Origin of the sequence: Citrobacter sp. C13, from assembly GCF_014596815.2 — a bacterium.
GTDB lineage: Bacteria > Pseudomonadota > Gammaproteobacteria > Enterobacterales > Enterobacteriaceae > Citrobacter > Citrobacter portucalensis.
This window is the reverse complement of sequence record NZ_CP115024.1, coordinates 1,805,870-1,831,463: the sequence shown is the minus strand read 5'-3', so window position 1 is coordinate 1,831,463 and position 25,594 is coordinate 1,805,870. Positions and strand designations below refer to the sequence as shown.

At 49.1% G+C, this 25,594-nt stretch carries 23 protein-coding genes; all 23 read right to left on the bottom strand.

Features of this window, described 5'->3' with window-relative positions:
* Window position 1: 1 nt before the first annotated feature.
* The 23 genes from IB222_RS08535 to wcaE all read right to left on the bottom strand — a co-directional run bounded on the left by IB222_RS08535 (window position 2) and on the right by wcaE (window position 25,591).
* Window positions 2-1,108 (bottom strand): glycosyltransferase, encoded by a 1,107-nt coding sequence (locus tag IB222_RS08535; RefSeq protein WP_249415418.1) that lies wholly within the window; start codon window positions 1,106-1,108, stop codon window positions 2-4.
* A 45-nt stretch (window positions 1,109-1,153) separates the two neighbouring features.
* Window positions 1,154-2,278 (bottom strand): glycosyltransferase family 4 protein, encoded by a 1,125-nt coding sequence (locus IB222_RS08530; protein WP_188055329.1) that lies wholly within the window; start codon window positions 2,276-2,278, stop codon window positions 1,154-1,156.
* Window positions 2,279-2,287: 9 nt separating this feature from the next.
* Window positions 2,288-3,607 carry a hypothetical protein gene (locus IB222_RS08525; protein ID WP_148361789.1) on the bottom strand — a complete coding sequence of 440 codons (1,320 nt, stop codon included), beginning with the start codon at window positions 3,605-3,607 and terminating at the stop codon, window positions 2,288-2,290.
* 22 nt (window positions 3,608-3,629) lie between these two features.
* Window positions 3,630-4,436 (bottom strand): hypothetical protein, encoded by an 807-nt coding sequence (locus tag IB222_RS08520; RefSeq protein ID WP_148361788.1) that lies wholly within the window; start codon window positions 4,434-4,436, stop codon window positions 3,630-3,632.
* Between the two features lie 56 nt (window positions 4,437-4,492).
* Window positions 4,493-5,761 carry a flippase gene (locus tag IB222_RS08515; RefSeq protein ID WP_148361787.1) on the bottom strand — a complete coding sequence of 423 codons (1,269 nt, stop codon included), beginning with the start codon at window positions 5,759-5,761 and terminating at the stop codon, window positions 4,493-4,495.
* Window positions 5,758-6,315 (bottom strand): dTDP-4-dehydrorhamnose 3,5-epimerase, encoded by a 558-nt coding sequence (gene rfbC, locus IB222_RS08510; RefSeq protein WP_148361786.1) that lies wholly within the window; start codon window positions 6,313-6,315, stop codon window positions 5,758-5,760. Before rfbC ends, IB222_RS08515 begins: the two co-directional genes overlap by 4 nt.
* A gap of 3 nt (window positions 6,316-6,318) precedes the next feature.
* A complete protein-coding gene (gene rfbA, locus IB222_RS08505) occupies window positions 6,319-7,197 on the bottom strand; it encodes a glucose-1-phosphate thymidylyltransferase RfbA (RefSeq protein WP_148361785.1) in 879 nt (292 codons plus the stop codon).
* A gap of 50 nt (window positions 7,198-7,247) precedes the next feature.
* A complete protein-coding gene (gene rfbD, locus IB222_RS08500; protein WP_148361784.1) occupies window positions 7,248-8,147 on the bottom strand; it encodes a dTDP-4-dehydrorhamnose reductase in 900 nt (299 codons plus the stop codon).
* Window positions 8,147-9,232: a dTDP-glucose 4,6-dehydratase gene (gene rfbB, locus IB222_RS08495; RefSeq protein ID WP_149384326.1), complete on the bottom strand. Its 1,086-nt coding sequence runs from the start codon at window positions 9,230-9,232 to the stop codon at window positions 8,147-8,149. Before rfbB ends, rfbD begins: the two co-directional genes overlap by 1 nt.
* Before the next feature lie 372 nt (window positions 9,233-9,604).
* The gene (galF, locus tag IB222_RS08490) at window positions 9,605-10,498 is read right to left on the bottom strand and encodes a UTP--glucose-1-phosphate uridylyltransferase GalF (protein WP_003841818.1); all 894 of its coding nucleotides are present in this window, start codon (window positions 10,496-10,498) and stop codon (window positions 9,605-9,607) included.
* A 165-nt stretch (window positions 10,499-10,663) separates the two neighbouring features.
* Entirely contained in the window at window positions 10,664-12,058 is a 1,395-nt protein-coding gene (gene wcaM, locus IB222_RS08485; RefSeq protein ID WP_149384327.1) for a colanic acid biosynthesis protein WcaM, read from the bottom strand.
* A gap of 11 nt (window positions 12,059-12,069) precedes the next feature.
* Window positions 12,070-13,290 carry a colanic acid biosynthesis glycosyltransferase WcaL gene (wcaL, locus tag IB222_RS08480; protein WP_149281552.1) on the bottom strand — a complete coding sequence of 407 codons (1,221 nt, stop codon included), beginning with the start codon at window positions 13,288-13,290 and terminating at the stop codon, window positions 12,070-12,072.
* Entirely contained in the window at window positions 13,287-14,567 is a 1,281-nt protein-coding gene (wcaK, locus tag IB222_RS08475; protein ID WP_149384328.1) for a colanic acid biosynthesis pyruvyl transferase WcaK, read from the bottom strand. The genes wcaL and wcaK overlap by 4 nt, the downstream gene beginning before the upstream one ends.
* A 23-nt stretch (window positions 14,568-14,590) precedes the next feature.
* Window positions 14,591-16,069, bottom strand: coding sequence for a colanic acid undecaprenyl disphosphate flippase WzxC (gene wzxC / locus IB222_RS08470; RefSeq protein ID WP_148361779.1), 1,479 nt, complete (start codon window positions 16,067-16,069; stop codon window positions 14,591-14,593).
* Window position 16,070: 1 nt separating this feature from the next.
* Window positions 16,071-17,465: an undecaprenyl-phosphate glucose phosphotransferase gene (gene wcaJ / locus IB222_RS08465; RefSeq protein ID WP_126317720.1), complete on the bottom strand. Its 1,395-nt coding sequence runs from the start codon at window positions 17,463-17,465 to the stop codon at window positions 16,071-16,073.
* Between the two features lie 54 nt (window positions 17,466-17,519).
* Window positions 17,520-18,890, bottom strand: a complete 1,371-nt coding sequence (gene cpsG / locus IB222_RS08460; RefSeq protein WP_148361778.1) for a colanic acid biosynthesis phosphomannomutase CpsG — start codon at window positions 18,888-18,890, stop codon at window positions 17,520-17,522.
* 135 nt (window positions 18,891-19,025) lie between these two features.
* Complete coding sequence (cpsB, locus tag IB222_RS08455) at window positions 19,026-20,462, bottom strand: mannose-1-phosphate guanyltransferase (protein ID WP_148362664.1); 1,437 nt, start codon at window positions 20,460-20,462, stop codon at window positions 19,026-19,028.
* Window positions 20,462-21,688, bottom strand: coding sequence for a colanic acid biosynthesis fucosyltransferase WcaI (wcaI, locus tag IB222_RS08450; protein ID WP_069219550.1), 1,227 nt, complete (start codon window positions 21,686-21,688; stop codon window positions 20,462-20,464). Before wcaI ends, cpsB begins: the two co-directional genes overlap by 1 nt.
* Window positions 21,685-22,164 (bottom strand): GDP-mannose mannosyl hydrolase, encoded by a 480-nt coding sequence (locus IB222_RS08445; protein ID WP_148361777.1) that lies wholly within the window; start codon window positions 22,162-22,164, stop codon window positions 21,685-21,687. The genes wcaI and IB222_RS08445 overlap by 4 nt, the downstream gene beginning before the upstream one ends.
* Before the next feature lie 2 nt (window positions 22,165-22,166).
* Window positions 22,167-23,132, bottom strand: coding sequence for a GDP-L-fucose synthase (locus IB222_RS08440; RefSeq protein WP_149384329.1), 966 nt, complete (start codon window positions 23,130-23,132; stop codon window positions 22,167-22,169).
* A gap of 2 nt (window positions 23,133-23,134) precedes the next feature.
* The gene (gmd, locus tag IB222_RS08435) at window positions 23,135-24,256 is read right to left on the bottom strand and encodes a GDP-mannose 4,6-dehydratase (protein ID WP_003036748.1); all 1,122 of its coding nucleotides are present in this window, start codon (window positions 24,254-24,256) and stop codon (window positions 23,135-23,137) included.
* A 24-nt stretch (window positions 24,257-24,280) separates the two neighbouring features.
* Window positions 24,281-24,835 (bottom strand): colanic acid biosynthesis acetyltransferase WcaF, encoded by a 555-nt coding sequence (wcaF, locus tag IB222_RS08430; RefSeq protein ID WP_003036750.1) that lies wholly within the window; start codon window positions 24,833-24,835, stop codon window positions 24,281-24,283.
* 9 nt (window positions 24,836-24,844) lie between these two features.
* Window positions 24,845-25,591, bottom strand: coding sequence for a colanic acid biosynthesis glycosyltransferase WcaE (gene wcaE / locus IB222_RS08425; protein WP_008785198.1), 747 nt, complete (start codon window positions 25,589-25,591; stop codon window positions 24,845-24,847).
* Between the last annotated feature and the right edge of the window lie 3 nt (window positions 25,592-25,594).

Genomic DNA, 25,594 nt, shown 5'->3' with positions numbered 1-25,594 from the left:
ATTATGCTCCCTCTACCACCTTGATGAGACAATTAACCATTTTGGACCTAGTATAATGCTGAGTAAAATACTCTTGCACTTGACTTCTATTGATTGGATGTTCACGTAAATTATTAAAACTAATTGCTAGTGCCTGAGCATTTTTAACCGGTACTATTAGCCCTGTAACGCCATGCTTATTGACCCACGAGACACCGGAACCCTGAATATCGGTGGAGATAACAGGCGTACCGCAAGCCATTGCCTCAAGCTGCACCACGCCAAAGGCTTCAGAGCGTTCAATAGAGGGTAAGCAGAATACATCCGCTGCGCTGAAGTAGGCTGGCAATTCCTGGGCGGAGATCCGTCCCAGCATTTTAACTCTGCTATCAAGATTATATTCTGTTATTTTTTCTTTTAGCTCCGGGGTTAGCTCCCCCTGCCCACCCAGCAAAATGATATAACTTTCATCAAGATACCTAGCTGCTTCGATGAGATACTCAAAACCTTTGTAGTACACATGACGACCCAAAGAGAAAATGACAAACTTACCGGCATAACGTCCTTTAATCTGCTCAAACGCCTCCGGCGCAGCGACCATTCTCTCTTCATCAATGCCAATTGGTATGACTTCAATCTTGTTGAGGAATTTTTTAAGATCCTGCGAAGCATCAGCGTAGACATGGCTGGTCGCAATAATCTTGGAGCAGCAGGCAAGTAATTTTTTCTGTAAAGGGATAAAAGGTATTTTCAGATACTTTTGTTTTACGATATCGCTGTGCCAGTGAACAATGATTTTACAGTCCTTTCGCGGTTTGAATAAGTAAAAGGCAAGCAGCGCGAGTGGGTTTGGCAAGTGAACATGAATAACATCATAATCATTTCTAATTTTGCGCCATATTTTTATGAATTCGAAGGATAGATAGGTACTTGCCAAATGAGCAAAACTCGCACATCGATATACTTTAACGTTATCGATAAACTCTTCAGTAGAGTTATTATTTTCTGATACACACAATACATCAACGTCGTAACCTTCTTGTTTTAATACTGTTGATATATCATACACTACCGTCTCGATTCCGCCCCAAAACGGGGGATACAGTTTACTTACTTCGAGAATACGCACTTATAACCTCGTTATAAAAATGAAATCCGACTTTTATCATATATATTATTTAAATATTATTCTAAAATATTCTGCACATGCTTGATCAGAGTAATGTTGCTGGAAAAGCACTCTCGTTGAAGATGCTGTAGTGCGCAAATCCTTTAATTTTTTAATCGCTGTTATATATTCTTTCAAGCTATTGCAACTAATAATATCAGGGCTGCTCAGCGCATGCTCGTAACCAATCAGTGAAAAGGGAGATGCGATAATTTTTTTATTATACTTTAGTGCTTCGGCAACCTTTACTTTCATACCGCCACCAATTGAAATCGGCGATAAAATCACATCAACCCCTTGATAAAAATCATCCAGAGACTCCACAAAGCCACCAGTTTTCAAGTTAGGTTTGTTAAGTTTTGCCGTGTAGCCCTCAAACCCATTTCCGGCGATAACAAACTGCACCTGATTATCATTGATAAATGCTGGTGCTATTTTCCGGGAGATATATTTCGCCGCCTCGGTATTAGCATAAAAGGCCGTTCCTATAAAACCAACAGTAAAAGGACTCTCCTTAACCGTAGTCGAGTTATAGAGAACCTCATCAGCAATTGGCTCATCTACAATGCAAACAGGTACGCAATAGTCTGCTTTTCTCTGATAAAGTTGGAAAAGCCGCTCCGAATCGGCCTGATGCAGGGCGATCATCACATCACTATATTTGACCGCTTTTTTTTCAGCAATAATCGTGGAAAACAGAGATGGTAGAAAATATACTTTCCCGCTCTTCAGGCGATCTTTTTCAAAATCGATTTCAGCATTGTGGAAAAAGGTCACTATCCGGATAGCCGGGAACGCGTTTTTACACCATTCTGCCACACAGCCGAGCAGACTTGAATCAAGATAGAGCGTAGTTGGCTGATATTCCTTAACAATCCCTTTTATTCTGCTTATAATATTCGCATTCAGCTTGCCGGCATAACCGCGTAGATTGTTAACCGCCGTCTGAACTTTTGAACTCTTAGCCAGTAGCTCCCAAGCATAACTACCTTCTTGTTCCCTGACGATCGCAATCTCTTTAACCTGTAAACGTTCATTAGCCTGCAATGCCTTTAAGTTTGCTCGGGATACAATGCTTCCACCATAGTTAGATTTTTCCAGAGACATTGAGATATAAAGAAGTTTTTCCATTATCATCACTTACCGTTTATGATTTATTTTTAGATAATTTACAACAATAAAAGGCAATAAAAACGCATATAATACTTCCATATTTACAGCAAACAAGATTGACAGCAGTGAGTACCACAGGGTCACCCTTAATAATGTTTTTTGATAATATCCAATATTAATCTTTTGTACATCCTTAAAAGAACTTCTAAAAAGGATAAAGTAGAAAATGACTGCCATAAAACCACTATGAATAATTGAGAATAAAATACCTGACTTCGCCGATAGATAATCTCCAGTATCTGCCATATCATTAATTTCAAGTAGATTAAGCTGAAATGGCACCAGACTATCAGCCAAGCTTGTTGCTGTATCCAAGGGATGAAAAAACCAGACGGTATATGTTCCATACCCCTCACCAAGAGGATAATAGAATAAACTACAGACGGCCCATAACGAGGTAATCATACGTGTGCTAACGCTAGAGAAATTTTCAATGTCGATAGCCAATGCAGGCAGAACCGTATGAAGGAAAATATACACTACGACCCCGACAACCGGAATAAGCATAACCAAAGACTTCAGTTTCTGTATAAGCGACATATTGAAATAGAATACCAGTAGTCCGCCAGACATAATCAACACCAGTGAGGACTTAGATCCGATTAGCAAATTCCCTACCACCAGTGTCCCCCAAAGAATGAGTCTGACAAGGCTAACATTGCTGAGGGTAATCGCAAGAAGCAAAAAGATATTAAATGTAAAAGCAGCTATCGAAGGTTCGGGCGACAGCAGGCGCAGGCGCGATCCAATGCCATACCCCTCCATACTCAAGTGAAAAGGAGCGAGAATATCAGGCAAAACGTATTCGACAGCAATAACCAAGGTCAGAAAAAACGCAATTAAAATAATCGCCTTCTTGAAAAAAACTCCCGGCACTAGGCGTAATGCATAACTTGCACAATAGATAACTAAAAAGTAGAAAAGGTAATAAGAAGAAGCAAAAAAATGTTTATTGAATACGGATGCACCGTAATGATTTAATATTGTCCCTTCAGCAAAGTAGTACCAGACACACTGGGCCAATGAGACACTGAACGTCCAAAAAAAGTAGATTATAAAAAGTCTACTATACTTGTCTAAGTACAGACAGAACCGATTATGAACAAGAAAAAAAAGAAATATAACCGCTGACACTGCCCAAATTGGACTTGCACCTAACGTGCCTAATACTTTCTGTATGGGTAAGTCATTCAGGGTCATAGCCAGAAGGATAATCAGTAAGCATAGCGATGCGAATCTGTAATACTTTCTACCCGAAGCGCTAATTTCAAGATTATTGGCATTCATAAATTAATGTCACTTATACTCATTAATGGCGTTTGTAAAAAGTATAGAGTCTGTTACGCACCGAGTTATAAATTCTGTTTGCTTTTCCCTGATAGATATCGTTTACATCGAGATCGTTTTCCAACGCCTTATGAGTCAGCATTTTTTCATTTATAATTGCTTTAAGTTTAAAGAGTATAACAGCCGGAGAAGTTTTACCTGCATTGTACCAGCCGTTACCGTTCACCGGGAAAAGCCAGTTGCTAAGATGCTGGTTCAGGTTGTCCGAAAAGAGAGAGACATCCACTTTACGATTCGCCAGACCACTCTCGATTTGAGCAAGAACTTCATCACCCATGACCGACGCGGTATTCAAGGGCAGTAGCCTATCGATGTTTTCCTTACGACTCAGGAAAACATAAGAGGAGATCCATGTGGTAAGCGGCAATTGATTAATAGTAAATCTTGTTCCTGTGCTGTTTAACTCACCATAGATACCTTTGAAAGTACAGCGCGCAACAATCTTGCGGTAGAGTATTCTGTCGTAGAAAGTAAAGAAGCGATGATGACAGAAGGTATCATTCATAAAAATAACGATATCATCGTTGCCCAGAGTATCGTTGGTCGCAAGGAGTGTATAACCTTCATCCCAAGCAGAGAATTCGCCAGCGGTGTTGCTTCCTTTGAGCCACTGTACGTTCGCATCAGGTTCGTTTTCAGGGATAATCTTACCGCTGTTATCTACAAATAAAAGATGAAAATTAGCGTTATTAAAGATGGAAAATATCTCTTTTCTAACTTTTTCATAATAGTGTGGATAATAAAGAGCAACAATAATATTAACTTTCATAGTTTTCTTTTATCTATAAAAAATATAATCAGTGGCAATTTTACCAGTTTTAATGTTTAGGCAAAGTCGGTACGCAATTGCCGTTTAAGTATCACTTGGTTGATAAGCGTCAGCATAGCGCAGTCCACAATAACCCTTATGCTCCAAGCGAAAGCGACCCCAATCAGCCCATAATGCTGTACTAAAAAATAGAGCAAAATAAAGTAGGGCACGATCTCAAAACAGTGAAGCAAGGCTGTGATTTTAGCTTTACCCGCCGACTGAATAGCTGTAAAGGGAACCTGAGCGAGTGCATTGAACAGAAATCCTACCAGTAAAATAATCAATATATTTTTCGAATGTGTTGAATAGCTAGCACCTAACCACAGATTCAATATTTTTTCAGCAAAAACTATCCCGAGAATAACTATTGGAGCACAAACGGCAAACATCAGTAGCCACGAGATAGTAATATTTTTTTTCAGTTCGTCTTTATGCACTACACAGCTTAATTTGGGGAAGATGGCCCTACCTACCGCAGCTGGCAGAATAGCCAACCGCGCAATAGCTTCCGAAGGACCGGAGTAGTAAGCGACATGCTTTGCACCCAGCATATTCGAAATGATAAATCGGTCAAAATAGACCATCGCGGGACTAATAATATTACTGACTGTGATCCAGCCGCCAAAGAAAATAAGCCGCTTAAAGGTAACCAGATCGAGTCGCATCCCTGACTGAACGATCTCTTTTCGAACCAATATGAAAGCTATAACTAGCGAAATGACACGGGAAACAACCAGCCCTGCTATTGCTGAGAAGAGCGTCCCGTTGAACATAACAAACAGCGCAGGCATTCCCGCAATGAAAGTGCTGCTAAATGACTTCTGGATATTGACGACTTTGAACTTCTCATCACCTTCAAGAATGGCTATCCACAGCTGATTGAGTAGAAAAAGTGGGATAGACAACGCCAACAGTTTAAAAGAGTTGTTGATATCAACAAAGTCTGCCGGTGAAATATTGAGGAAATGAACAATAGAGGCAGAAAAAATCAATACTGCGCATCCCCCTAGGGTACTTAACGCCAACAGGAATATGGTTGCGCTGGCTATGATTTTTTTCCGCTCGGCAATATTGTGTCGATAAATAGCAATTTCCCGGGTAATTGCTCGGGTTAACCCCATATCGAAAATACCCGCATAACCCACCACCGCAATTGCGATGGTGTAGATGCCAAAAAGTTCTGGCCCCAACTCGCGTGCCAGGTAGCCCAGTGCTGGTATCGCAACAAGCGACGGGATAACGTATCCCATCAGGTTCCAGATGCTATTTTTTATTATGCTCATTCAAATAGCTCATTCACCGGAATAGTATTCAGCAGTGGAGCGGCTTCATCCTTGGGCGAGAGCTTCAGATGGACATTATACGGCCACTGGATATTGAGGAGCTGATCGTCGTACCTGATGGCTCTTTCCGATTGCGGCTCATAGTAGTTAGTGGTTTTATACACAAACTCTGCTGTCTCACTCAGCACCAGAAAGCCGTGGGCAAACCCTTCGGGGATCCACAGTTGCCGTTTGTTATCAGCAGAAAGATTAAACCCAACCCACTGCCCAAACGTAATAGATGATTTACGAATATCGACTGCAATATCATAAACTTCGCCTGCGACGCAGCGAACAAGTTTACCCTGTGCATGAGGAGGTAACTGATAGTGTAAGCCGCGCAGCACACCCCTGCTGGATTTAGAGTGGTTATCCTGGACAAACCCAACCTTTAGGCCAGTGACGTCCTCAAAAATACGTTGGTTAAAACTTTCGAAAAAAAATCCACGATTATCGCCAAATACCTTCGGTTCAAAAATCAGCACGTCAGGAATAGCTGTTTTAATCACGTTCATTGCTTAGTTACCTTTAATCATTTTCAGCAGGTATTGCCCATAAGCATTTTTCGATAGTGGCGCTGCCATTATTTTGACCTGCTCTGCATTGATAAATCCTTTACGATAGGCTATCTCTTCCGGGCAAGATATTTTCAATCCCTGACGTTCTTCGATGGTAGCAATAAAATTGCTCGCTTCAATCAGGCTTTGATGTGTACCTGTATCCAGCCAGGCGTATCCGCGGCCCATCATGGCAACAGACAGATGTCCATTTTTCATATAAATACGGTTGATATCAGTAATTTCCAGCTCGCCGCGGGCTGATGGTTTAAGGTTTTTCGCTATTTCGACAACACTGTTGTCATAAAAATAAAGCCCTGTCACTGCGTAGTTACTTTTTGGCTCAAGCGGTTTTTCTTCAAGGCTAATGGCCGTTCCGTTCTTATCAAATTCCACCACGCCATAACGCTCAGGGTCATTAACATGGTAGGCAAAAACAGTGGCGCCGCTTTTTTGATTCACCGCTTTTTCCATCAGCTTAGGTAAATCGTGACCATAGAAAATGTTGTCGCCCAGAACCAGTGCGCAATCATCATTGCCGATAAAATCTTCCCCAATAATAAAAGCCTGCGCCAGCCCGTCCGGACTCGGCTGCACTTTATATTGCAGGTTCAATCCCCACTGGCTACCATCGCCAAGCAATTGCTCAAACCGCGGGGTATCCTGAGGCGTACTGATGATCAAGATATCACGAATTTCTGCCAGCATCAGTGTCGACAGCGGATAATATATCATCGGCTTATCATAGATAGGCAGAAGCTGTTTACTGACCGCCATAGTGACAGGATAAAGACGAGTACCTGAGCCACCAGCTAAAATAATCCCTTTACGCGTTTTCATTTCATCATCTCTTTGTGTACAAAATGCCCGCTCACGGGCATTAACAAGGTTCAAATCACCGTTGTCGTGAACAACTCATTCAGCATACGTTTTACACCAACGTCCCACTGCGGTAATACCAGTTCAAAGTTTTTCTGGAATTTATCAGTATTCAGGCGAGAATTTGTTGGGCGGCGTGCAGGTGTAGAATACGCACTAGTCGGCACTGCATTTAACTGGGTCAATGCCAGTTTAATTCCTGCTTTACGGGCTTCGTCGAACACCAGTGCAGCATAGTCATGCCAGGTCGTGGTTCCACCCGCAACCAGGTGGTAGAGTCCAGCCACGTCGGGTTTGTTCATCGCAACACGGATAGCATGCGCCGTACAGTCCGCAAGAAGTTCAGCCCCGGTTGGCGCACCGAACTGGTCGTTAATCACCGAAAGCTCTGCGCGCTCTTTTGCCAGTTTCAGCATCGTTTTCGCAAAATTATTACCTTTACCTGCATACACCCAGCTGGTTCTGAAAATCAAATGGTTGGCGCAGTGCGTCTGAAGCGCCTTTTCTCCCGCCAGTTTGGTTTCACCGTAGACATTAAGCGGCGCTGTAGCGTCCGTTTCGCGCCATGGTGTTTCGCCAGTGCCGGGAAAAACATAGTCCGTGGAGTAATGCACCACCCACGCCCCGATTTCTGCGGCAGCTCTGGCAATTGCCTCCACACTGGTCGCATTAAGCAACCGGGCAAATTCAACTTCGGACTCAGCCTTATCTACAGCCGTATGGGCTGCCGCGTTGACGATAACGTCAGGCCGGATACGGCGTACGGTGTCTGCCACACCTTGTGGATTACTAAAGTCACCACAATAGTCAGTCGAATGTACATCTAACGCAATCAGGTTCCCCAGCGGGGCTAGCGCACGTTGCAATTCCCAACCAACCTGGCCCGTTTTACCAAACAGCAGAATATTCATTACTGGCGTTCTCCGTAATTCTGTTCGATCCACGTCTTGTAGGCGCCGCTTTTCACATTCTCAACCCACTGCGTATTCGAGAGATACCATTCAACGGTCTTACGGATCCCGCTCTCAAAGGTTTCCTGCGGCTTCCACCCCAGTTCATTGCTGATTTTCGCTGCATCAATCGCATAGCGGCGATCGTGTCCTGGGCGGTCGGCTACGTAGGTAAGTTGATCGCGGTAAGAACCTTCTTTTGGCACTATTTCGTCCAACAAGTCGCAGATAGTATGGACCACGTCCAGATTTTTCTTCTCGTTATGGCCACCGATATTGTATGTTTCACCTACAATCCCCTGGGTCACTACGGTGTACAACGCTCGGGCGTGATCTTCGACATAAAGCCAGTCGCGAATCTGGTCGCCTTTGCCATAAATTGGCAATGCTTTACCTTCCAGCGCATTCAGAATCACCAGCGGGATTAGTTTTTCAGGGAAGTGATATGGCCCGTAGTTATTGGAACAGTTGGTGACAATTGTTGGGAAGCCATAGGTGCGCAACCATGCACGAACCAGATGATCGCTTGAGGCCTTTGAAGCAGAATATGGGCTACTCGGCGCATAAGCTGTCTTTTCAGTGAACAGAGGCAACACATTACCGGCAGCCACTTCATCTGGATGTGGCAGGTCGCCGTATACTTCATCTGTGGAGATATGATGGAAACGAAATGCCTGTTTTTTATCTGCATCCAGCTCGTTCCAGTAGCCACGAGCAGCTTCCAGCAGTACATAAGTACCGACGATATTCGTTTCGATAAACGCTGCTGGCCCTGTAATAGAGCGGTCAACATGACTTTCAGCTGCCAGATGCATCACCGCATCCGGTTGATGAGTGGCAAAAATACGCTCCATTGCCGCTTTATCACAGATATCCGCGTGTTCAAAATAATAGCGATTATTTTCGCTGACTTCGGCAAGAGATTCCAGGTTACCGGCGTAGGTTAGTTTATCAACATTAACAACGGTATCCTGAGTATTTTTAATAATATGACGAACTACTGCAGATCCAATGAAACCCGCTCCACCAGTAACTAGTATTTTCACGTTTAATTCCGAATATCGTTTATACGAATACTATTAATATGCTGGCACATAATGCACGTTTCTGGGCATTACGCACGCTACCGCCCCTGGCTTTGCAGCAACCAGAGCACTACTTGAATGATAATGATGTAACTAGCCCCCGCCAGTTAGCGCGAAGCTATCTAAAATTCAAACGCTAATTGTCTTACCAAATGCGACCAGAAACAAGAAAAAATCCAACAAAAAACAGATTAAATCTGGTAGGTTAACTTATTGTAATTCTTTGTTTTTATATGAAAAACGACAGTAACACTCCGCTGCATAAATCATAGGCGGTGGAATGTTAACTGCCGTTATTTTTTCTGGCTTACCGTCACAAAGACCTGTAAATCTCTACTCGCTCAGCAACTTCTCAATGCTCTTACGGAACTTCGGACCTTCCTTCAGGTTACGCAGCCCATACTTAACGAAAGCCTGCATATAGCCCATTTTCTTACCGCAGTCGTAGCTGTCGCCCGTCATCAACATGGCATCAACGGACTGTTTTTTTGCCAGCTCCGCGATGGCATCCGTTAACTGAATACGCCCCCAGGCACCTGGTTCGGTTTTTTCCAACTCTGCCCAGATATCAGCAGAAAGCACATAGCGCCCTACAGCCATCAGATCGGAATCAAGCGTTTGCGGCTGATCCGGTTTTTCGATGAACTCAACGATGCGGCTGACTTTACCTTCATTGTCTAAAGGCTCTTTGGTCTGAATAACAGAGTACTCAGAGAGATCACCTTCCATACGCTTAGCCAGCACCTGACTGCGCCCGGTTTCATTAAAACGAGCAACCATAGCAGCGAGGTTGTAGCGCAACGGATCCGCACTTGCGGTATCCAGAACGACGTCAGGTAATACCACTACAAACGGGTTATCGCCAATGATAGGGCGAGCACAAAGAATGGAATGCCCCAGACCCAGCAACTGAGCCTGACGAACGTTCATGATAGTCACGCCCGGAGGACAGATAGACTGAACCTCGGCTAATAACTGGCGCTTAACACGCTGCTCAAGGAGTGATTCGAGTTCGTAAGAGGTGTCGAAGTGGTTCTCAACTGCATTCTTAGACGCATGAGTCACCAGAACGATTTCTTTGATACCGGCAGCTACAATTTCGTCGACAATGTATTGAATCATCGGCTTGTCTACGATCGGCAGCATCTCTTTAGGGATTGCCTTCGTGGCAGGCAACATGTGCATCCCCAGACCCGCTACCGGAATAACTGCTTTCAAATTAATCATTAAGTCATTCACCTATTCAATTGTTGTTGAATTATAGCTTTTTAGCTTGTTTTAGCCAGTATGAATTACATTACTCCGATGCCGCGTATGTTACGCCGCTTAACTGCGAAATGCAGTAATCTTAATCCCAGGCGGGTACAACTTTTGCCAGGAATGGTCGCAAAGTTACCTCCTCTGCCCCGGCAGTCGAAAATTCACCGCTTCGACATTCACCACCTGATGGTTTACCCGATCGATGTCAACTGAACTTTGCCCGCTTTCGTTTACCGCATGGATATTCGCCAGTGATAGCAAGGTGTCCTGCTTAGCCATAAACTTGCCGCGCACATCCTGGCGTAGATCGAAGTGCATCTTGAGCGCGGGTCCTGTTGCGGATTGCTGCATCACTCTGATGTTACGTAAAAAAAGGTGCTGCGGTTGGTTGTGCAACTCAAGCGTGGCTCGCTTCATCTCAACGTTGGTGATGGCCACGAACGACGTTGCATTACCTGATGAGATCTGAATGCCGCGTAATTTATATTCAAGTTTTGTGTTATCCAGATGGATATTATTTAACTTAAAGTTCTGCGGAATGGATAAATATCGTCCTTTAATAACACCGTAGCCAATGAGCATACCTGCGCTATTTTCCATATTGATATTATCAATCACGAAATTATCGCATCCATAAATAGCGACCGTCGCATTATCAATGCCCGCTTTCTTACTAAAATCTGGGGTAATATTTCGTGCAGTGATATTACGAATGATAAAATGTTTGCCATTCTCTACATGGACTAGCTGTCGACAGTCGGTACCGGTGATATTCGCCACGACAAAGTTTTTTACCGCCAGTTCATCGGGATAGGAATTGTCATAGGTACTGCCCGCCAGCCCGATGCCGATGCCCCAGTTCACGTTGCCATTGGTACAGTTAATACGTTCAATGACATGGTCAGAAATGAGGATGTTGCTGTCGTTTATCGCCACATTCCACTCAATGGCATCCCCCTGAAGATCGCTAAAACGGCAGTTTGTAATCTTTACGCCATCCATTCGGTTATGAAAGCCCTGACGCAGGATCCCATAGTTAGCGCGCGTGACGGTAATATCATTGATAACCAGATTGCGCATCAGCCTCGGTGTCTTACCGCCGATATAGACTTGCGTCACTGGCCCGAAACCACTCATGGCAATCCCTTTTATCACGCAATCCGAACCGCGCACATCGAGGGTAACATTCCTCAGGCTCCCGCCCTTCTCACCCACTACCCTGCATCCATCCTGCAGAACAAAGCGACCACGGCCATTGCCGCTGATTCTGCCTTGCAGGTGTAGCGTTTTGCCAGGAGGAATAACGATAGCGGTATTGAGATCCTTACATTCCAGTCCATTTGGTACGACTACCGTTTGTCCTTCTTTGAACGCCTGCCGGAAAGAAGCGACCCAATCCTTTGGGTTGTAATCCTGAATGTTGACGCTATCCGATGATTCAAGCGCCCGGACCACGGGAGAATTCAGCACAACAAGCGCAGAACCTGCCGTCAGAAAAGTACGGCGTGAGAGTTTATTCTCTGACATACGACCTCGATTTACATCGTTTGCAGCAGGCTGGCTAACTGTTTATTGATTGCTAACTGATTAAATTCAGTTTCAATTTTTTCGCGCGCACACAGCACAATCGGCTGTACCTGCTCACTATCGAGCAGGCTAAATGCCGCTAAACGCTCTGCCAGTGCCTGCGCGTCATTTTCCGGTGCCAGCCAGCCAGACTTGCCCGACTCGACCAGCTCAGGGATCCCACTGTGAACGGTAGAAATCACCGGAATACCTACCGCCATCGCCTCCATCAGCGCCACCGGGATCCCCTCCATATCGCCGTCTCTTCCGGTAATCGACGGCAGCAAAAAAACATCCGCCTGCTCAAGCATCTCCTTTACCTGATGACTGGGCTTAAAGCCGGGCATCTCAATCACGTCATCAAGTTGATATTGTTCGATCAGCGTACGTAAACGACGCTCCCACGGGCCGATACCCAGGATGCGATAACGAAATGAGACGCCCTGCTCTTTTAACTGACGACAGGCTTCGATGGCGACGTGCAGTCCTTTTTTCTCGGTTAACCGGGCGACAGAGATAATTTCCAGCGGTGCGGCTGGGGCTTTTAGTTGGCGAGGGGTAAAACGCGTCATATCAATACCCATCCGCGAAACCGTGATTTTTTGCGGCGGGCATCCCATGTTTTTTAAACGTCCGGCCCAGAGATTGCTGATGGGTAACATCAAATCTCCACGTTGAAACAGTTGCTGATACTCAGGGGTATAGCGGGTAAGCACATCCCGATGCGAAACATCGACGCCGTGAAATACCGTGGCGATTTTTCCGCGGATCATCCCAAGCTCACGCAGCTTGGCGGCCGTTACGCCTGCTGGCCCAAAATGAGCAATAAAGACATCTGCCTGAAACGCCTGCGGATTCCCGCCGCAAATAGCCGCCAAAATCAGATTGCGCGCCTCCTCGCCATAGCGTGCAACATTAAGCGCCTTCCAGGTCGCTGCGCGGGTGAGACCGTGCAGAGCCGCCGCGGCCCTATATTTCAGCTTCGCCAGTTTGCTTTCCGGTTCATTGAGCAACCAGCGCGTTTTTTCACCCAGCCGGTAGGTATTAAATGAGGCATGCGTATTTTCAAGATCGCCCTTCTGCAAAGCGACAATCTCCACGTCGTAGCCCATATCGATAAATGCGGTTATCTGATTGAGTACAAAGGTCTCAGAAGAGAGCGGAAATTTAAGCAGGAAAAAGCCAATCTTCATTTTTCCCCCTCAATACGCGTTAAAACCGACTGCACCATGTGTACCCCGCGTTCGCGTTCGCGTGTCACAGCATCCCCAAGCCGTATGTTCAGATCAGGTAACTGTCCGAGGGTATCGGCGACCTTTCCTTCCAGACTGCCATCGAGCAGATGGCAAATATCGACAGCCATCTCCGGCAACCCCAACTGTTGCATAATCCCTGCCGATTTATGCTCGTAGTTAATGGCGATGGCTGGCGTCATAAAATTCATCGAGATGATGGCCGAGTGCAAGCGAGTACCCACCGTCAGATCGCATGCCCCCAGAATCTTCCCCATCTCCAGATCGTTAAGTTCATCCATCACCACGTGATATCGGGCCGGGTCGTTAACATACTGGCGCAGGTTTAACGCCACCATGCGGTCATCTTTGTTGTAACTATCAATACCGGTGCAGGTTGACAGCGCTATCACCTGGTAACCTTCATCGAGGATGCGGTTCACCACTCCGGCAAAGGCTTGCTCATAGGCCTGCTGCGTTGTCCCCAGACGCTTATCAAAAGGAGCCAGTTCACGCAATGTAATGGCAACAGTCTTCTGTTTAGCCGCCATGTGTAACCAGTGCTGTACCGCATAACCTGGCTCAAAATCCTCATGATGATTGTCGACCAGCCAGGCCGTATCCACGCCTGTTTCAACTTTATCCGTGGTAATTGCGCTGCGCTTCATCAGATCAAGACTGACGGATTCACGTAAAATCAACGCATTACAGTGACCAAACACGTAGTTCGCCAGTTGATTAAACTGCTCATCCTGGAATGGCCCCACGCTGTGACCAATCATGTACAACGGTTTTTTCGCCATAAACGAACACAGGGCATGTTCAAACTGCGGTACGCCATACAGATCGACAAAGAACGATCCGCCGACCTGGATGATGGCGTCATAGCGCGACAGCAGACGAACAAAATCGGTAAAACCCTGGGCGATAGCGATATTGCGCAGATTACCGGAGTCGGTAACACGCGAGAGCAGTACCTGATGCTGATAGCGGCGACGCAGCACTTTCTTCACGCGCCCCATAACACCCGCTGCGTTGTTGTGTTGCTTCATCTGCGAATACAGCGGATCGCCCATCACCGGGCGGTTCAGCAACCATGAGGAGCTCACCGGGTAACGGCTCATAACATCCACTTCAGTCTCAGGACGCAACGCGTTAATGGTATCCAGCAAACCGCGCAGGATCGCGCTATCCCCTCGGTTCCCGCAGGTATGGTTGCCCAAAATTAATAGTTTCATTATGACCTCTTAAAGCGTTGTTCTTATCCTGCACGGAGCAAGGTTTTCATTTTTTCACTGCGACAGAGCTGGCGTTTTATTTCCACCACCAGCGGATGACGCGACAGCACCATCATTAGCGCAAACGCCAGCGCCCCTGCCGCTATCTGGCTCCCCAACAACACGCCCAACGACAGTTGCCCATGCAGCAACACACCCAGCGCATAACTCACCACAAGGGTTGGCAAGGAGAGATACAACGGCAGCCAAAGACTGAGCATGTACTGGCGGTAGCTGGGGCCAAGAACAGGCTTGATCATCACGAAGTAGCTGAGGACGGTGTTAATCACCTGGACCAACAAAAAGCCCAGCGTCACGCCAATCGCCCCCGCCAGATGCCCACCGATGAAAATGGCCGGAATAAACAGAAAGGTTTTGAACACATTGAATTTAAAGCTGATATCAACCCGCGCTTTCGCCATCAAAAGCGATCCTATTGGATTCCCCACCGAGCGCAGCAGCCCAACAATGCACAGCAGTTGCAGGATGGGGATAATGCCGTTCCACTTCTCGCCGAATACCAGCGGCACCACGTTATTCGACACCACCATCAGTCCCAGCAGCGCCGGGAAGTTGATAATCCCAACCACCGACAGCAGCTTGTAAAAATTCACCCGTAGCTTTTCGCTGTCATCCTGGATTTTGGCAAACGCCGGAAACAGCACGCGGGTGATAATCGGGTTCAGTTTGATCGGGGGGACAACCGCCACATTCCAGGCGAGATTGAATCCACCAGCCACGCCAGCTCCCAACGTGCGGGCTAAAACCAGCGTGGAAAGGTTGGTATTGATGTAATTGATAATGCTGTCTGCCGTCAGCCACGCACCAAAACGCAGATTCGACGAAACCGATGCCAGCGAAAAATGCAGCCCCGGACGGTAAATCCGGCGACCAAAATAGCCGAACAGCAGCGTGCGTAGCGAACTGTTCACCAGATACCCGAGAATGGCCGTCAGCGCGAGCGGCCAGAAATGGGCGCTGACTACGGTGAAGGTAAAACCGGCCAGCACCGAACTGGTTTCAATCATGCCAATTTTGTTGAAGGCCAGCTCTTTTTGCATCAGCGCGCGAAACTGCTGCCCGTGTGGTATCACCACAAACGCCAGTGATAAAGTTTTGATGAGCGGTGCCAGTTCTGGGTTGTTGAGCACATGGGCAATCGTCTCGCTCAGCAGAAACATCGCCACGCATACCACGATACCCAGCCCAACGTTGAGCCAGTACAGCGTGGTCAGTTCTAGATAGCCAATCTCTTTGCGCTGAATAATTGAGTTAGCGATACCAAAGTCAGACAGCGTATCGGCCAGCGCGATGATTACCAGCGCCACGGTTAACAACCCGAACTGGTGGTTATCAATAATCCTTGCCAGTACGGTCATCTGGATAAGCCCCAGACCAATGATGATCACCGTGGCAATCGCCGACCACTTTGCGCCGTTCAGCGTTTTTTCTCGTAAGCTCATGTTAATACGCCGCTTTGTTGACAAAGCCTTTGAATACCGTCAGAAAAACAATTTTGATATCGAACCACACGCTCCACTCGCGAATGTATTCGAGGTCAAATTCCACACGTTTTTCCATTTTTTCCAGCGTATCGGTTTCACCCCGCCAGCCGTTGATTTGCGCCCAGCCGGTAATCCCCGGTTTCACCTTATGGCGTAACATGTACCCCTCGATCAGTTGGCGATACTGTTCGTTATGCGCTACCGCATGCGGGCGTGGCCCGACGATAGACATGCCTCCGGTCAGCACGTTAATAAACTGCGGCAGTTCATCGAGCGATGTTCGGCGCAGGAAATTCCCCACAGGGGTAACGCGCGGATCGTTTTGCGTCGCCTGCGTCACCACCGCGTCGTTTTCCATCACTTTCATCGAACGAAACTTCCAGACTTTGATCGGTTTGCCGTCCATGCCATAGCGGGTCTGGCGGAAAATCACCGGTCCTTTGGAGGTCAGTTTTACCAGTAGCGCTATGCCACACAGCACCGGAGAAATAAGCAGCAGGATCAGCGAAGCCAGCACGATATCTTCCGCGCGCTTTAACAGACGATTAATCCCCGAGAGCGGCGTGTCATACAGCGGCACCACCGGAATGCCGTTCATCTCTTCAATCCGTGAATGCAGAATGTTGAAGGTAAAGACATCAGGAATAAGGATCACAGAACAGGTGGTATCGGCCAGCTCACGCACCAGTTTTTTGACGCTGGCGCCATCGCTCATCGACATGGCGATATAAACGTTATGAATGCGTGAGGCTTTGGCGTCATCCACCAGTTGTTGCAGATTACCGGCCCAGTCGCGGGAGTTTTTTCCAGGGATAGGATCGTGATAGACACCTGCTACTTCAAACCCCAGCCACGGTTCATGGCGAAAACTGTCCAGTAGCATTTGTCCGGCTGGCAGCTCACCTGCCACCGCCACCCGACGAGTGTTGTACCCGCGATTGCGCATCCATCCCGCGCCGTAGCGAATAAACGAACGGCACAACACCAGGCCAACGCTGGATAGCAGATACCACGCCAGCCAGACGGCGAGACGGTTGTCAAAATCGTTATTAAAGGCGATCAGACCTGCGCAAAAAATCAGACTCAGCGACCAGTTTTGCAGTAACAGCACCAGCTCAGTGGAAATTTTGACACCACGCCAGGAGCGATAAAAATCCGTTATGCCACCGAGCATCTGAAAAACGACCAGCGTGATCAGCGCCACCAGCAGGTGCATGTACAGGAAAGGCAAACCGCTTAATTCGCAGATTACCCACAACCCGCCAAACATGATGGTGATATCTGAAAAGCGTTGCACCATCGAAATTAACGACGCATTGGTTTTGGCGCGTTCGCGCTTTTTTAGATGTGTCATCGTGGTTCCTGTTAGTCACCCTTTGCCCAGCATCGGGCAAAGGAAGCACCAGCATTACTGATTCAGTAACGCCAGAAGAGTGCGCGTTCGCGCTTCCATCAACGGAATATCTCCGCGCGATTCCACGTTCAGGCGCACCACCGGTTCGGTATTGGATGAGCGTAAATTAAAGCGCCAGTCGACAAACGACATGCTGATACCGTCCGTTCTGTCCACCGACAACGCCTCACGGGAAAAATGCTGCTCCACGCGCGCAATCGCCGCCGTCGGCTCTGCCAGCGTACTGTTTATTTCTCCGCTCGCCGGGTAGGCCACCATCCGGTCACGAACCAGTTCGCCCAGCGACTGCCCTTTCAGAGACAGCAGCTCCGCCACCAGCAGCCACGGGATCATTCCGCTGTCGCAATAGGCAAAATCTCGGAAATAGTGGTGCGCGCTCATTTCACCGCCATAAATGGCATCTTCACGGCGCATCCGCTCTTTGATAAACGCGTGCCCGGTTTTAGACATCACCGGTTTACCGCCTGCCGCCGTCACCACATCCACGGTGTTCCAGGACAGGCGTGGGTCGTGGATAATTTTCGCCCCCGGATTCTTCTCCAGAAACGCTTCCGCCAGCAGGCCGACAATGTAGTAGCCTTCAATGAACTGACCTTTTTCATCGAACAGGAAGCAGCGGTCAAAATCACCGTCGAAGGCAATCCCCATATCCGCGCCGTGTTCAATCACTGCATTGCGCGTGTCGGCCCGGCATTCCGGCAGCAGAGGATTGGGAATACCGTTGGGGAAGTTGCCATCCGGCATGTTGTGAATTTTGATGAACTCGACCGGCACGCCCAGCGCCTTAAAACGGGCTTCAATGGCGTCAACCACCGGACCTGCCGCGCCGTTGCCGGAATTGAGCACCAGCTTCATTGGTTTCAGGTTGGCTGGATTGATGTAACCCAGCAGGTGGTCAATGTAGGCATCACGGGTAGTAATGCGCTGGTAGCGGCCACGTTTTGTCTCATCAACCGCCGGGAAGTCATTGGCTTCCGCCAGGCGCTGCACGTCGCGCAGACCGGTATCACCGCTGATGGGCCGCGACCCTTCCCGCACCAGCTTCATGCCGTTGTAATCCATCGGATTATGGCTGGCAGTGACTTCAATACCGCCGTCAATGCCCAGGTGGAAAGTGGCAAAATAAATCTCTTCGGTGCCCGACATACCAATATCCAGCACATCCACGCCTGCATCCTGCAGTCCTTTCGCCAGCGCCAACTTCAGCGTCTCGCTGGTCAGGCGCACATCGCCGCCGAGGACGATGGTTTTTGGCTTCAGGAACTCGCCGTAAGCGCGGCCAATACGCCACGCGATATCTTCATTCAGCTCTTCGCCCAGCCTGCCGCGAATATCGTAGGCTTTGAAACAGGTTAATTTCGTCATAATTTACCCTTCTTCAGGCAACAGGAGGCCCTGACTCTTAATGAGCCTTTTAATGAGTGTTAAATGCATTTTCCGGCGCGCTTCGCTTATCGGGCCTACGGTGTTGTAGGCTGGATAAGCGCAGCGCATCCGGCATCAGGTACGCCCGTATCTGTCCGCAAACCGCACCACATCATCCTCATCGAGATAAGATCCGGAGCGCACTTCAATCAGATCGAGCGGGATTTTCCCCGGGTTCTCCAGACAATGGGTCGCCCCCAGCGGAATATAGACAGACTCGTTTTCAGCGAGCAGTTTAATGTCGTCATTGATTGTCACCTTCGCGGTACCAGCCACCACAACCCAGTGTTCAGCCCGGTGATGATGCATCTGCACGGACAATCCCTCACCGGGTTTAACGGTAATCCGCTTCACCTGGTAACGGTCTCCGGCATCAATAGAGTCGTACTTGCCCCATGGACGGTAAACTTCACGGTGAATATGGTGTTCATGGCGTCCGTCAGCTTTAATTTGCTCCACCACTTTTTTGACGTCCTGCACCGCGTTGCGATCGGCTATCAGCACCGCATCTTTGGTCTGCACCACCACCAGATCCTTCACCCCGACGGTCGTCACCAGGCCAGACTCGGCATACACGTAGCTGTTTTCCGTTTTATGGCTAATGACGTCACCATGATGCACATTGCCTTCAGCGGTATGGGCGCTGATTTCCCACAATGATGACCAGGAGCCAACATCGCTCCAGCCTGCGTTCATGGGCATAACCACCGCATCGGCCGTACGTTCCATTACCGCATAGTCCACAGACTCTTCCGGGCAGGCGAGAAACGCCTGTTCATCAACGCGGATAAAATCAAGATCGGGGTCAACCGTACTCATGGCGTTTTCGCAGGCCTCAAGAATGTCGGGGCGATATTTTTTCAGTTCTTCCAGATAGCGCCCGGCCCGGAACAGAAACATACCGCTGTTCCAGTAGTAGTCGCCGCTCGCCACGTAAGCCTGCGCGGTTTCCAGATTGGGCTTTTCAACAAACTGCGCCACCTGAAAAGCCACGGCGTCAGTATTGGATGGCGAAACCTCGCCGCGACGTATATAACCATAGCCGGTCTCCGGCTGGTCCGGCACGATACCAAACGTCACCAGCTTACCCGCGCTGGCGTAGGGCATTGCATTGCGAACCGCCTCGCGAAATGCCTCCTCGTCGGCAATCATGTGATCGGCCGCCAATACCAACAGCAGTGGATCTTCCCCCGGACTTTGACGTTTTGCCGCCAGCGCGGCCAGTGCTATCGCCGGTGCCGTATTGCGCCCGGCGGGTTCGAGAATAATATTCTCAGTCAGCTTGTACAGTTGTCGTAGCTGTTCCGCCACAATGAAACGGTGTTGTTCATTACAGATAACCACCGGGCTTTCGCACTCCACGCCGTTCAGACGACAAATCGTTGTCTGCAGCATGGTGAGGTCGCCTTTCAGGCACAGGAACTGCTTTGGATACAACACGCGGGACAGAGGCCATAAACGGCTACCCGAGCCACCGGCCATCACCACCGGAAAGAGTTTGGTTTGACTCATCATGTACCCCGAATATCTGCAATAAATTGGCTCAGCACGTTTTCTTTATCCAACGTGCGTTCGGCATACTCACGTGCCACCGTGTTCACTTTTGGCATGGTTAACGCCTGTTGAATCCCGCCAACCAGCGCATTCATTGATTCAGGTTCGACACACACCGCGATGCCTGGGTGAGCGTCACACAGCTGACCCAACTCGGTCTCCGGTTCGGCGGTAATCACCGCGTTACCGCCAACGGCGAGGATATTGGTCAGTTTGGAGGGTAATACGGCATCCGCCGCACCGCGCTTTTGTACCACCAGATGGCAGTCCGCCATCTTGAGCAGCGCAGGCAGCGCGTCATAAGATTGCAGCGGAAAGAACATCACATTGTTCAGGCCGCGTTCACTAGACATACTCTCCAGCCGCGCTTTCCCCCCGCCCTGCCCGACAATCACAAACAGCCAGGGCTGTTCGCTCAACAGGGCCGCTGCGTCGATCACACTCTCCAGCCCTTGCTTTTCACCGATATTGCCTGAGTAGAGAATGATTTTTTTATCATCAGGCAAGCCCAGTTGCTGGCGCAACGCCAGAGCATCGGCATCGTTCACGTCACGAAAACGCGCTACTTCTGACCAGTTCGGAAAGAAAATGACCTTCTGTGCATCAACGCCCTTCTCCTGCGCTTTATTCATCATTGAGCGAGAAATGGTCGAAATATGATCCATATTCAACAGCCCACTGCGCTCAAAGGCGCTGGCCAGTTTTGCCACCGCGCCACGCTTGCCTTTGCCCGCCATACCAAGCCCCAGCATGGCATCGACTTCGTAATCCTGAATATGCAGCAGCGTGCGCGCCCCGGACAGCTTCGCCAGCAGGCGCATGCCCGGCGTACAAAACAGCGTCGGCACTACCCCAATGATGCGATCCGGTTTCCAGCGGCGCTGCGCCAGCAACGGGAAGAAACTACTCAGGGCGAAACTACCTAAATGCAGCACGCGCTTGAGCGTAGAAGGCTGCTCAGGTACATACAGCGGGCAACGCCAGACGATGGCATCGCCTTCTTCACGACGGTAGCGCCAGGATGAGTAGCGACCGTTGACCTTCCACTGCGGATAATAAGGCGGCGCAGTGATCACCCGTACGTCATGCCCCTGTTGCGCCATCCACTCCACCATTTCACCGGTGTATTTACCGATACCGGTCAACTCCGGCGAATAGTTGATGCCATACACAAGGATCTTCATAGCCCGGGTACTCCGGCCTGACTCTTCTCACGGAAGTAAGCCCGGCTGTTGTCGTGCACATGGTCACTGGTCAGAATCTCTTCAATTGCCAGCCAGCGGTACGCGTCATGTTGAATGTCAGGCAGTTGTAGGTCGTTTTCCGACACCCGCAGACGAAATCCCAGCACGATGTAATGCGTTGAGAAATCTTCCCCGGAAAAGTTGTCGTCATAGAAGTGCTGCCAGACCCCGTAAAACTCTGCAGCGGACAGCGGTAAACGTAACCCCAGCTCAGCTTCAGTCAGCCGCTCAAAGGCTGCGCGCAGCGGTTCATCTTTTTGCACCCGACCACCGGGCACGAACCAATACCCCTGCGCCGGACGATTGAGGCGCTTGCCAAGCAGAAATTCGCCGTGGGCGTTTTCCACGATCAAATCGATGGAAATCAGCGGGGTTGAACGTACAACGGTGGCAAAATCCTCATGACGTAAAAACATGCTTACCCCCGGTAACGCTGCTGGTTTTCAAGGAACCACTGATATGTACTGGCAAGCCCCGCTTCCAGAGATATCTCGTGATACCAGCCCAACTGATGCAGACGCGTAACGTCGAGCAATTTGCGCGGCGTGCCGTCCGGTTTGCTGGCGTCAAACACCACGCGCCCCTTGTAACCCACAACCTGCGCGATGGTCTGGGCCAGTTCACGGATGGTGCAGTCCACACCGGTGCCCACGTTGATATGCGACAGCATTGGTTGGGTATATTCCTGCAACACTTCCTGAGCCAGCTCCATCACGTGGATACTGGCCGCCGCCATATCGTCGACATGCAGAAATTCACGCATTGGCGTCCCGCTTCCCCACACCACCACATCCGGCGTATTTTGCTCGAGAGCCTCATGAAAGCGGCGCAGCAGCGCCGGGATCACATGCGAATTACTCGGATGAAAGTTGTCATGCGGTCCGTACAGATTGGTCGGCATCACCGAGCGATAATCACGGCCATACTGTCGGTTATACGATTCGCACAGCTTGATACCGGCAATTTTGGCAATCGCATACGGCTCATTGGTCGGTTCAAGTGTCCCCTGCAACAGTTCACTTTCGGCGATTGGCTGGGTAGCTTGCTTGGGATAAATACAGGATGACCCGAGGAACAACAGTTTATTCACGTTATGCAGATGCGCTGCATGAATAATGTTGCTCTCAATCATCATATTTTCATAAATAAAATCAGCAGGATAAGTATTGTTTGCCACAATCCCCCCTACTTTTGCCGCCGCCAGATAAACCTGATCAATGTGTTCAGTGGCGAAGAACGCCTGCACCGCACCGGCGTCCAGCAGATTAAGCTGGTCGCGGGTACGCAGCACCAGCTCTACGTTATTTCGCTGCGACAATTGTCTGACGATGGCGGCCCCCACCATCCCGCGATGGCCCGCCACAAAAATACGTTGTGTCTTCATCCTTAGTACTCCAGCGCGATAGCGACCTCGTAACCGTGCGACTTGAGCAGGGAATGTTTCTTCGCCGCATCAAGATCGTTGGCAACCATTTCCGAGATCATCTGGCGCAGTGTGATTTCCGGTTTCCAGCCCAGTTTTTCATGGGCTTTGGCCGGATCGCCCAGCAGCGTTTCCACCTCAGCCGGACGGAAGTAGCGCGGATCAACGGCAATCATGACATCCCCGGGTTTCACCCCCGGCGCATCGTGTCCGGTCACAGAAACCACGATGCCTTTCTCATTCACGCCCTCACCTTCAAAGCGCAATTTAATCCCCAGCTGAGCGGCCGCCATTTCTACAAACTGGCGCACGGAATACTGCACGCCGGTGGCAATCACGAAATCTTCCGGCTTATCCTGCTGCAGCATCATCCACTGCATCCTGACGTAATCTTTGGCATGCCCCCAATCGCGCAGTGAATCCATGTTGCCCAGGTACAAGCAAGACTCCAGCCCCTGAGCGATGTTGGCGATCGCCCGGGTAATTTTGCGAGTAACAAAGGTTTCGCCACGGCGCGGAGACTCGTGGTTGAACAGAATGCCGTTACAGGCATACATCCCGTAAGACTCGCGGTAGTTGACGGTTATCCAGTAGGCGTACAGCTTGGCAACGGCATACGGCGAGCGCGGATAGAACGGCGTGCTCTCTTTCTGCGGGATTTCCTGTACCAGACCGTACAGCTCAGAGGTGGACGCCTGATAAAAACGGGTCTTTTTCTCCAGACCAAGGAAGCGGATCGCCTCCAGCAAACGCAAGGTGCCGATCGCATCAACGTCTGCGGTGTATTCCGGTGAATCAAACGACACCGCGACATGGCTCATGGCGCCCAGGTTATAGACCTCATCCGGTTGGACTTCCTGTAAAATACGGGTCAGGTTGGAGGAGTCGGTCAAATCGCCATAGTGCAGATGAAATTTGGGATTGCCTGAATGCGGATCCTGGTAGATGTGGTCCACACGTTCGGTGTTGAATGATGAAGCGCGACGCTTAATACCGTGTACTTCGTACCCTTTTTCCAGCAGGAGTTCTGCCAGGTAAGAACCATCCTGCCCGGTTACGCCAGTAATGAGAGCGACTTTTGACATGTTATAACCTCTTCAGTGATCCCCTCAGGGAGTAACTTTCTCGACGCGTTCGCGCGTGACTACTGCGGGATTTCCCCGACAAATGACATTTGCTGGCAGCGATTTAAATACGCTGCTTCGTGCTCCAACGACGGTGCCATCGCCAATCGTCACGCCAGGCGCGACAAAGACATCTGTCGCCAGCCAGCATTTATCGCCAACCACAATCGGCGTGGCGTTAATATCAAAATGTTGACTGGCATAATCATGACTCCCGGTGCATAAATAACTTTTTTGCGAAATAACCGCGTGGGCACCAATCGTAATATCACCTAACGTATATAAAACCGCGTCGTCACCCACCCAGGCATAATCGCCCAGGGTTAGTTTCCACGGATAAGTAATTTTTACTGAAGGCCGAATGACTACGTTTTTTCCTATTTTTGCGCCAAACATTCGTAATAAAAATGCACGCCAGCGATACATGACCTGTGGAGACCAGCGAAATAATGTTGCTTGCACCGCCCACCATAATTGCACTTTAATAGCGCCGCCGCCGCGAAAACCTCCAGGCACTTTAAATCCGCTTAAATCTTGCATAATGTGCCCTTACGTTTTCCCATATAAGGTTTTTGTTTTACCGGTTGTGCGCAGACGTAAATATTCTGACAAACCGGTCCAAAAACCTGGCATGTGTAATATCTGGCGCTGTACTTTTTTGGCATCCCGGCACAATTCCAGATTATTCGTCGTTGACACTCCGCCCATAGAAAACTCCGATACCAACCCGCTCAGCTTTTTAAAAGCGTAACCGGACTTGTATAATTGGGCTGCCAACGCGTAATCTGACGATATTTTATATTGCAAATCATAATGCCAGACATTCAGTCCTGAGAGCGGAAAGAATATCGCCTGATGGCTGGCGGGCAGGCTGTGATAAATATACCAACCCGGTTTTGCCCGACGCTTAATTTTGTTGCCATTGCCGAAATCCAGCAACGCATCGCCAATGACCATGGTTTGGTCGCTCTGCATTTTTAGCTGGCGGATAAAGTGTGCCGCATCTGCATGCAGAATATCCCCGGAGTTGAGGAACAGCGCGAACCGCCCGCGCGCCATCGCGATGCCTTTGTTCATCGCATCATAGATGCCGTTATCCGGCTCGCTGACAAACCTTAACCGGTGTTCCCCACTGAGTCCTTCAAGAAACGCCGACGTACCATCCGAGGAGCCGCCATCAACAACAATCCACTCAAAACTGATATCACCCGCTTGCGCCAGATGTGCCAGCGATGCGTGAGTTTTGACGATCCCTTCCAGATTGCGAAAGGCGACGGTAATGATACTGAGCAGCATGTG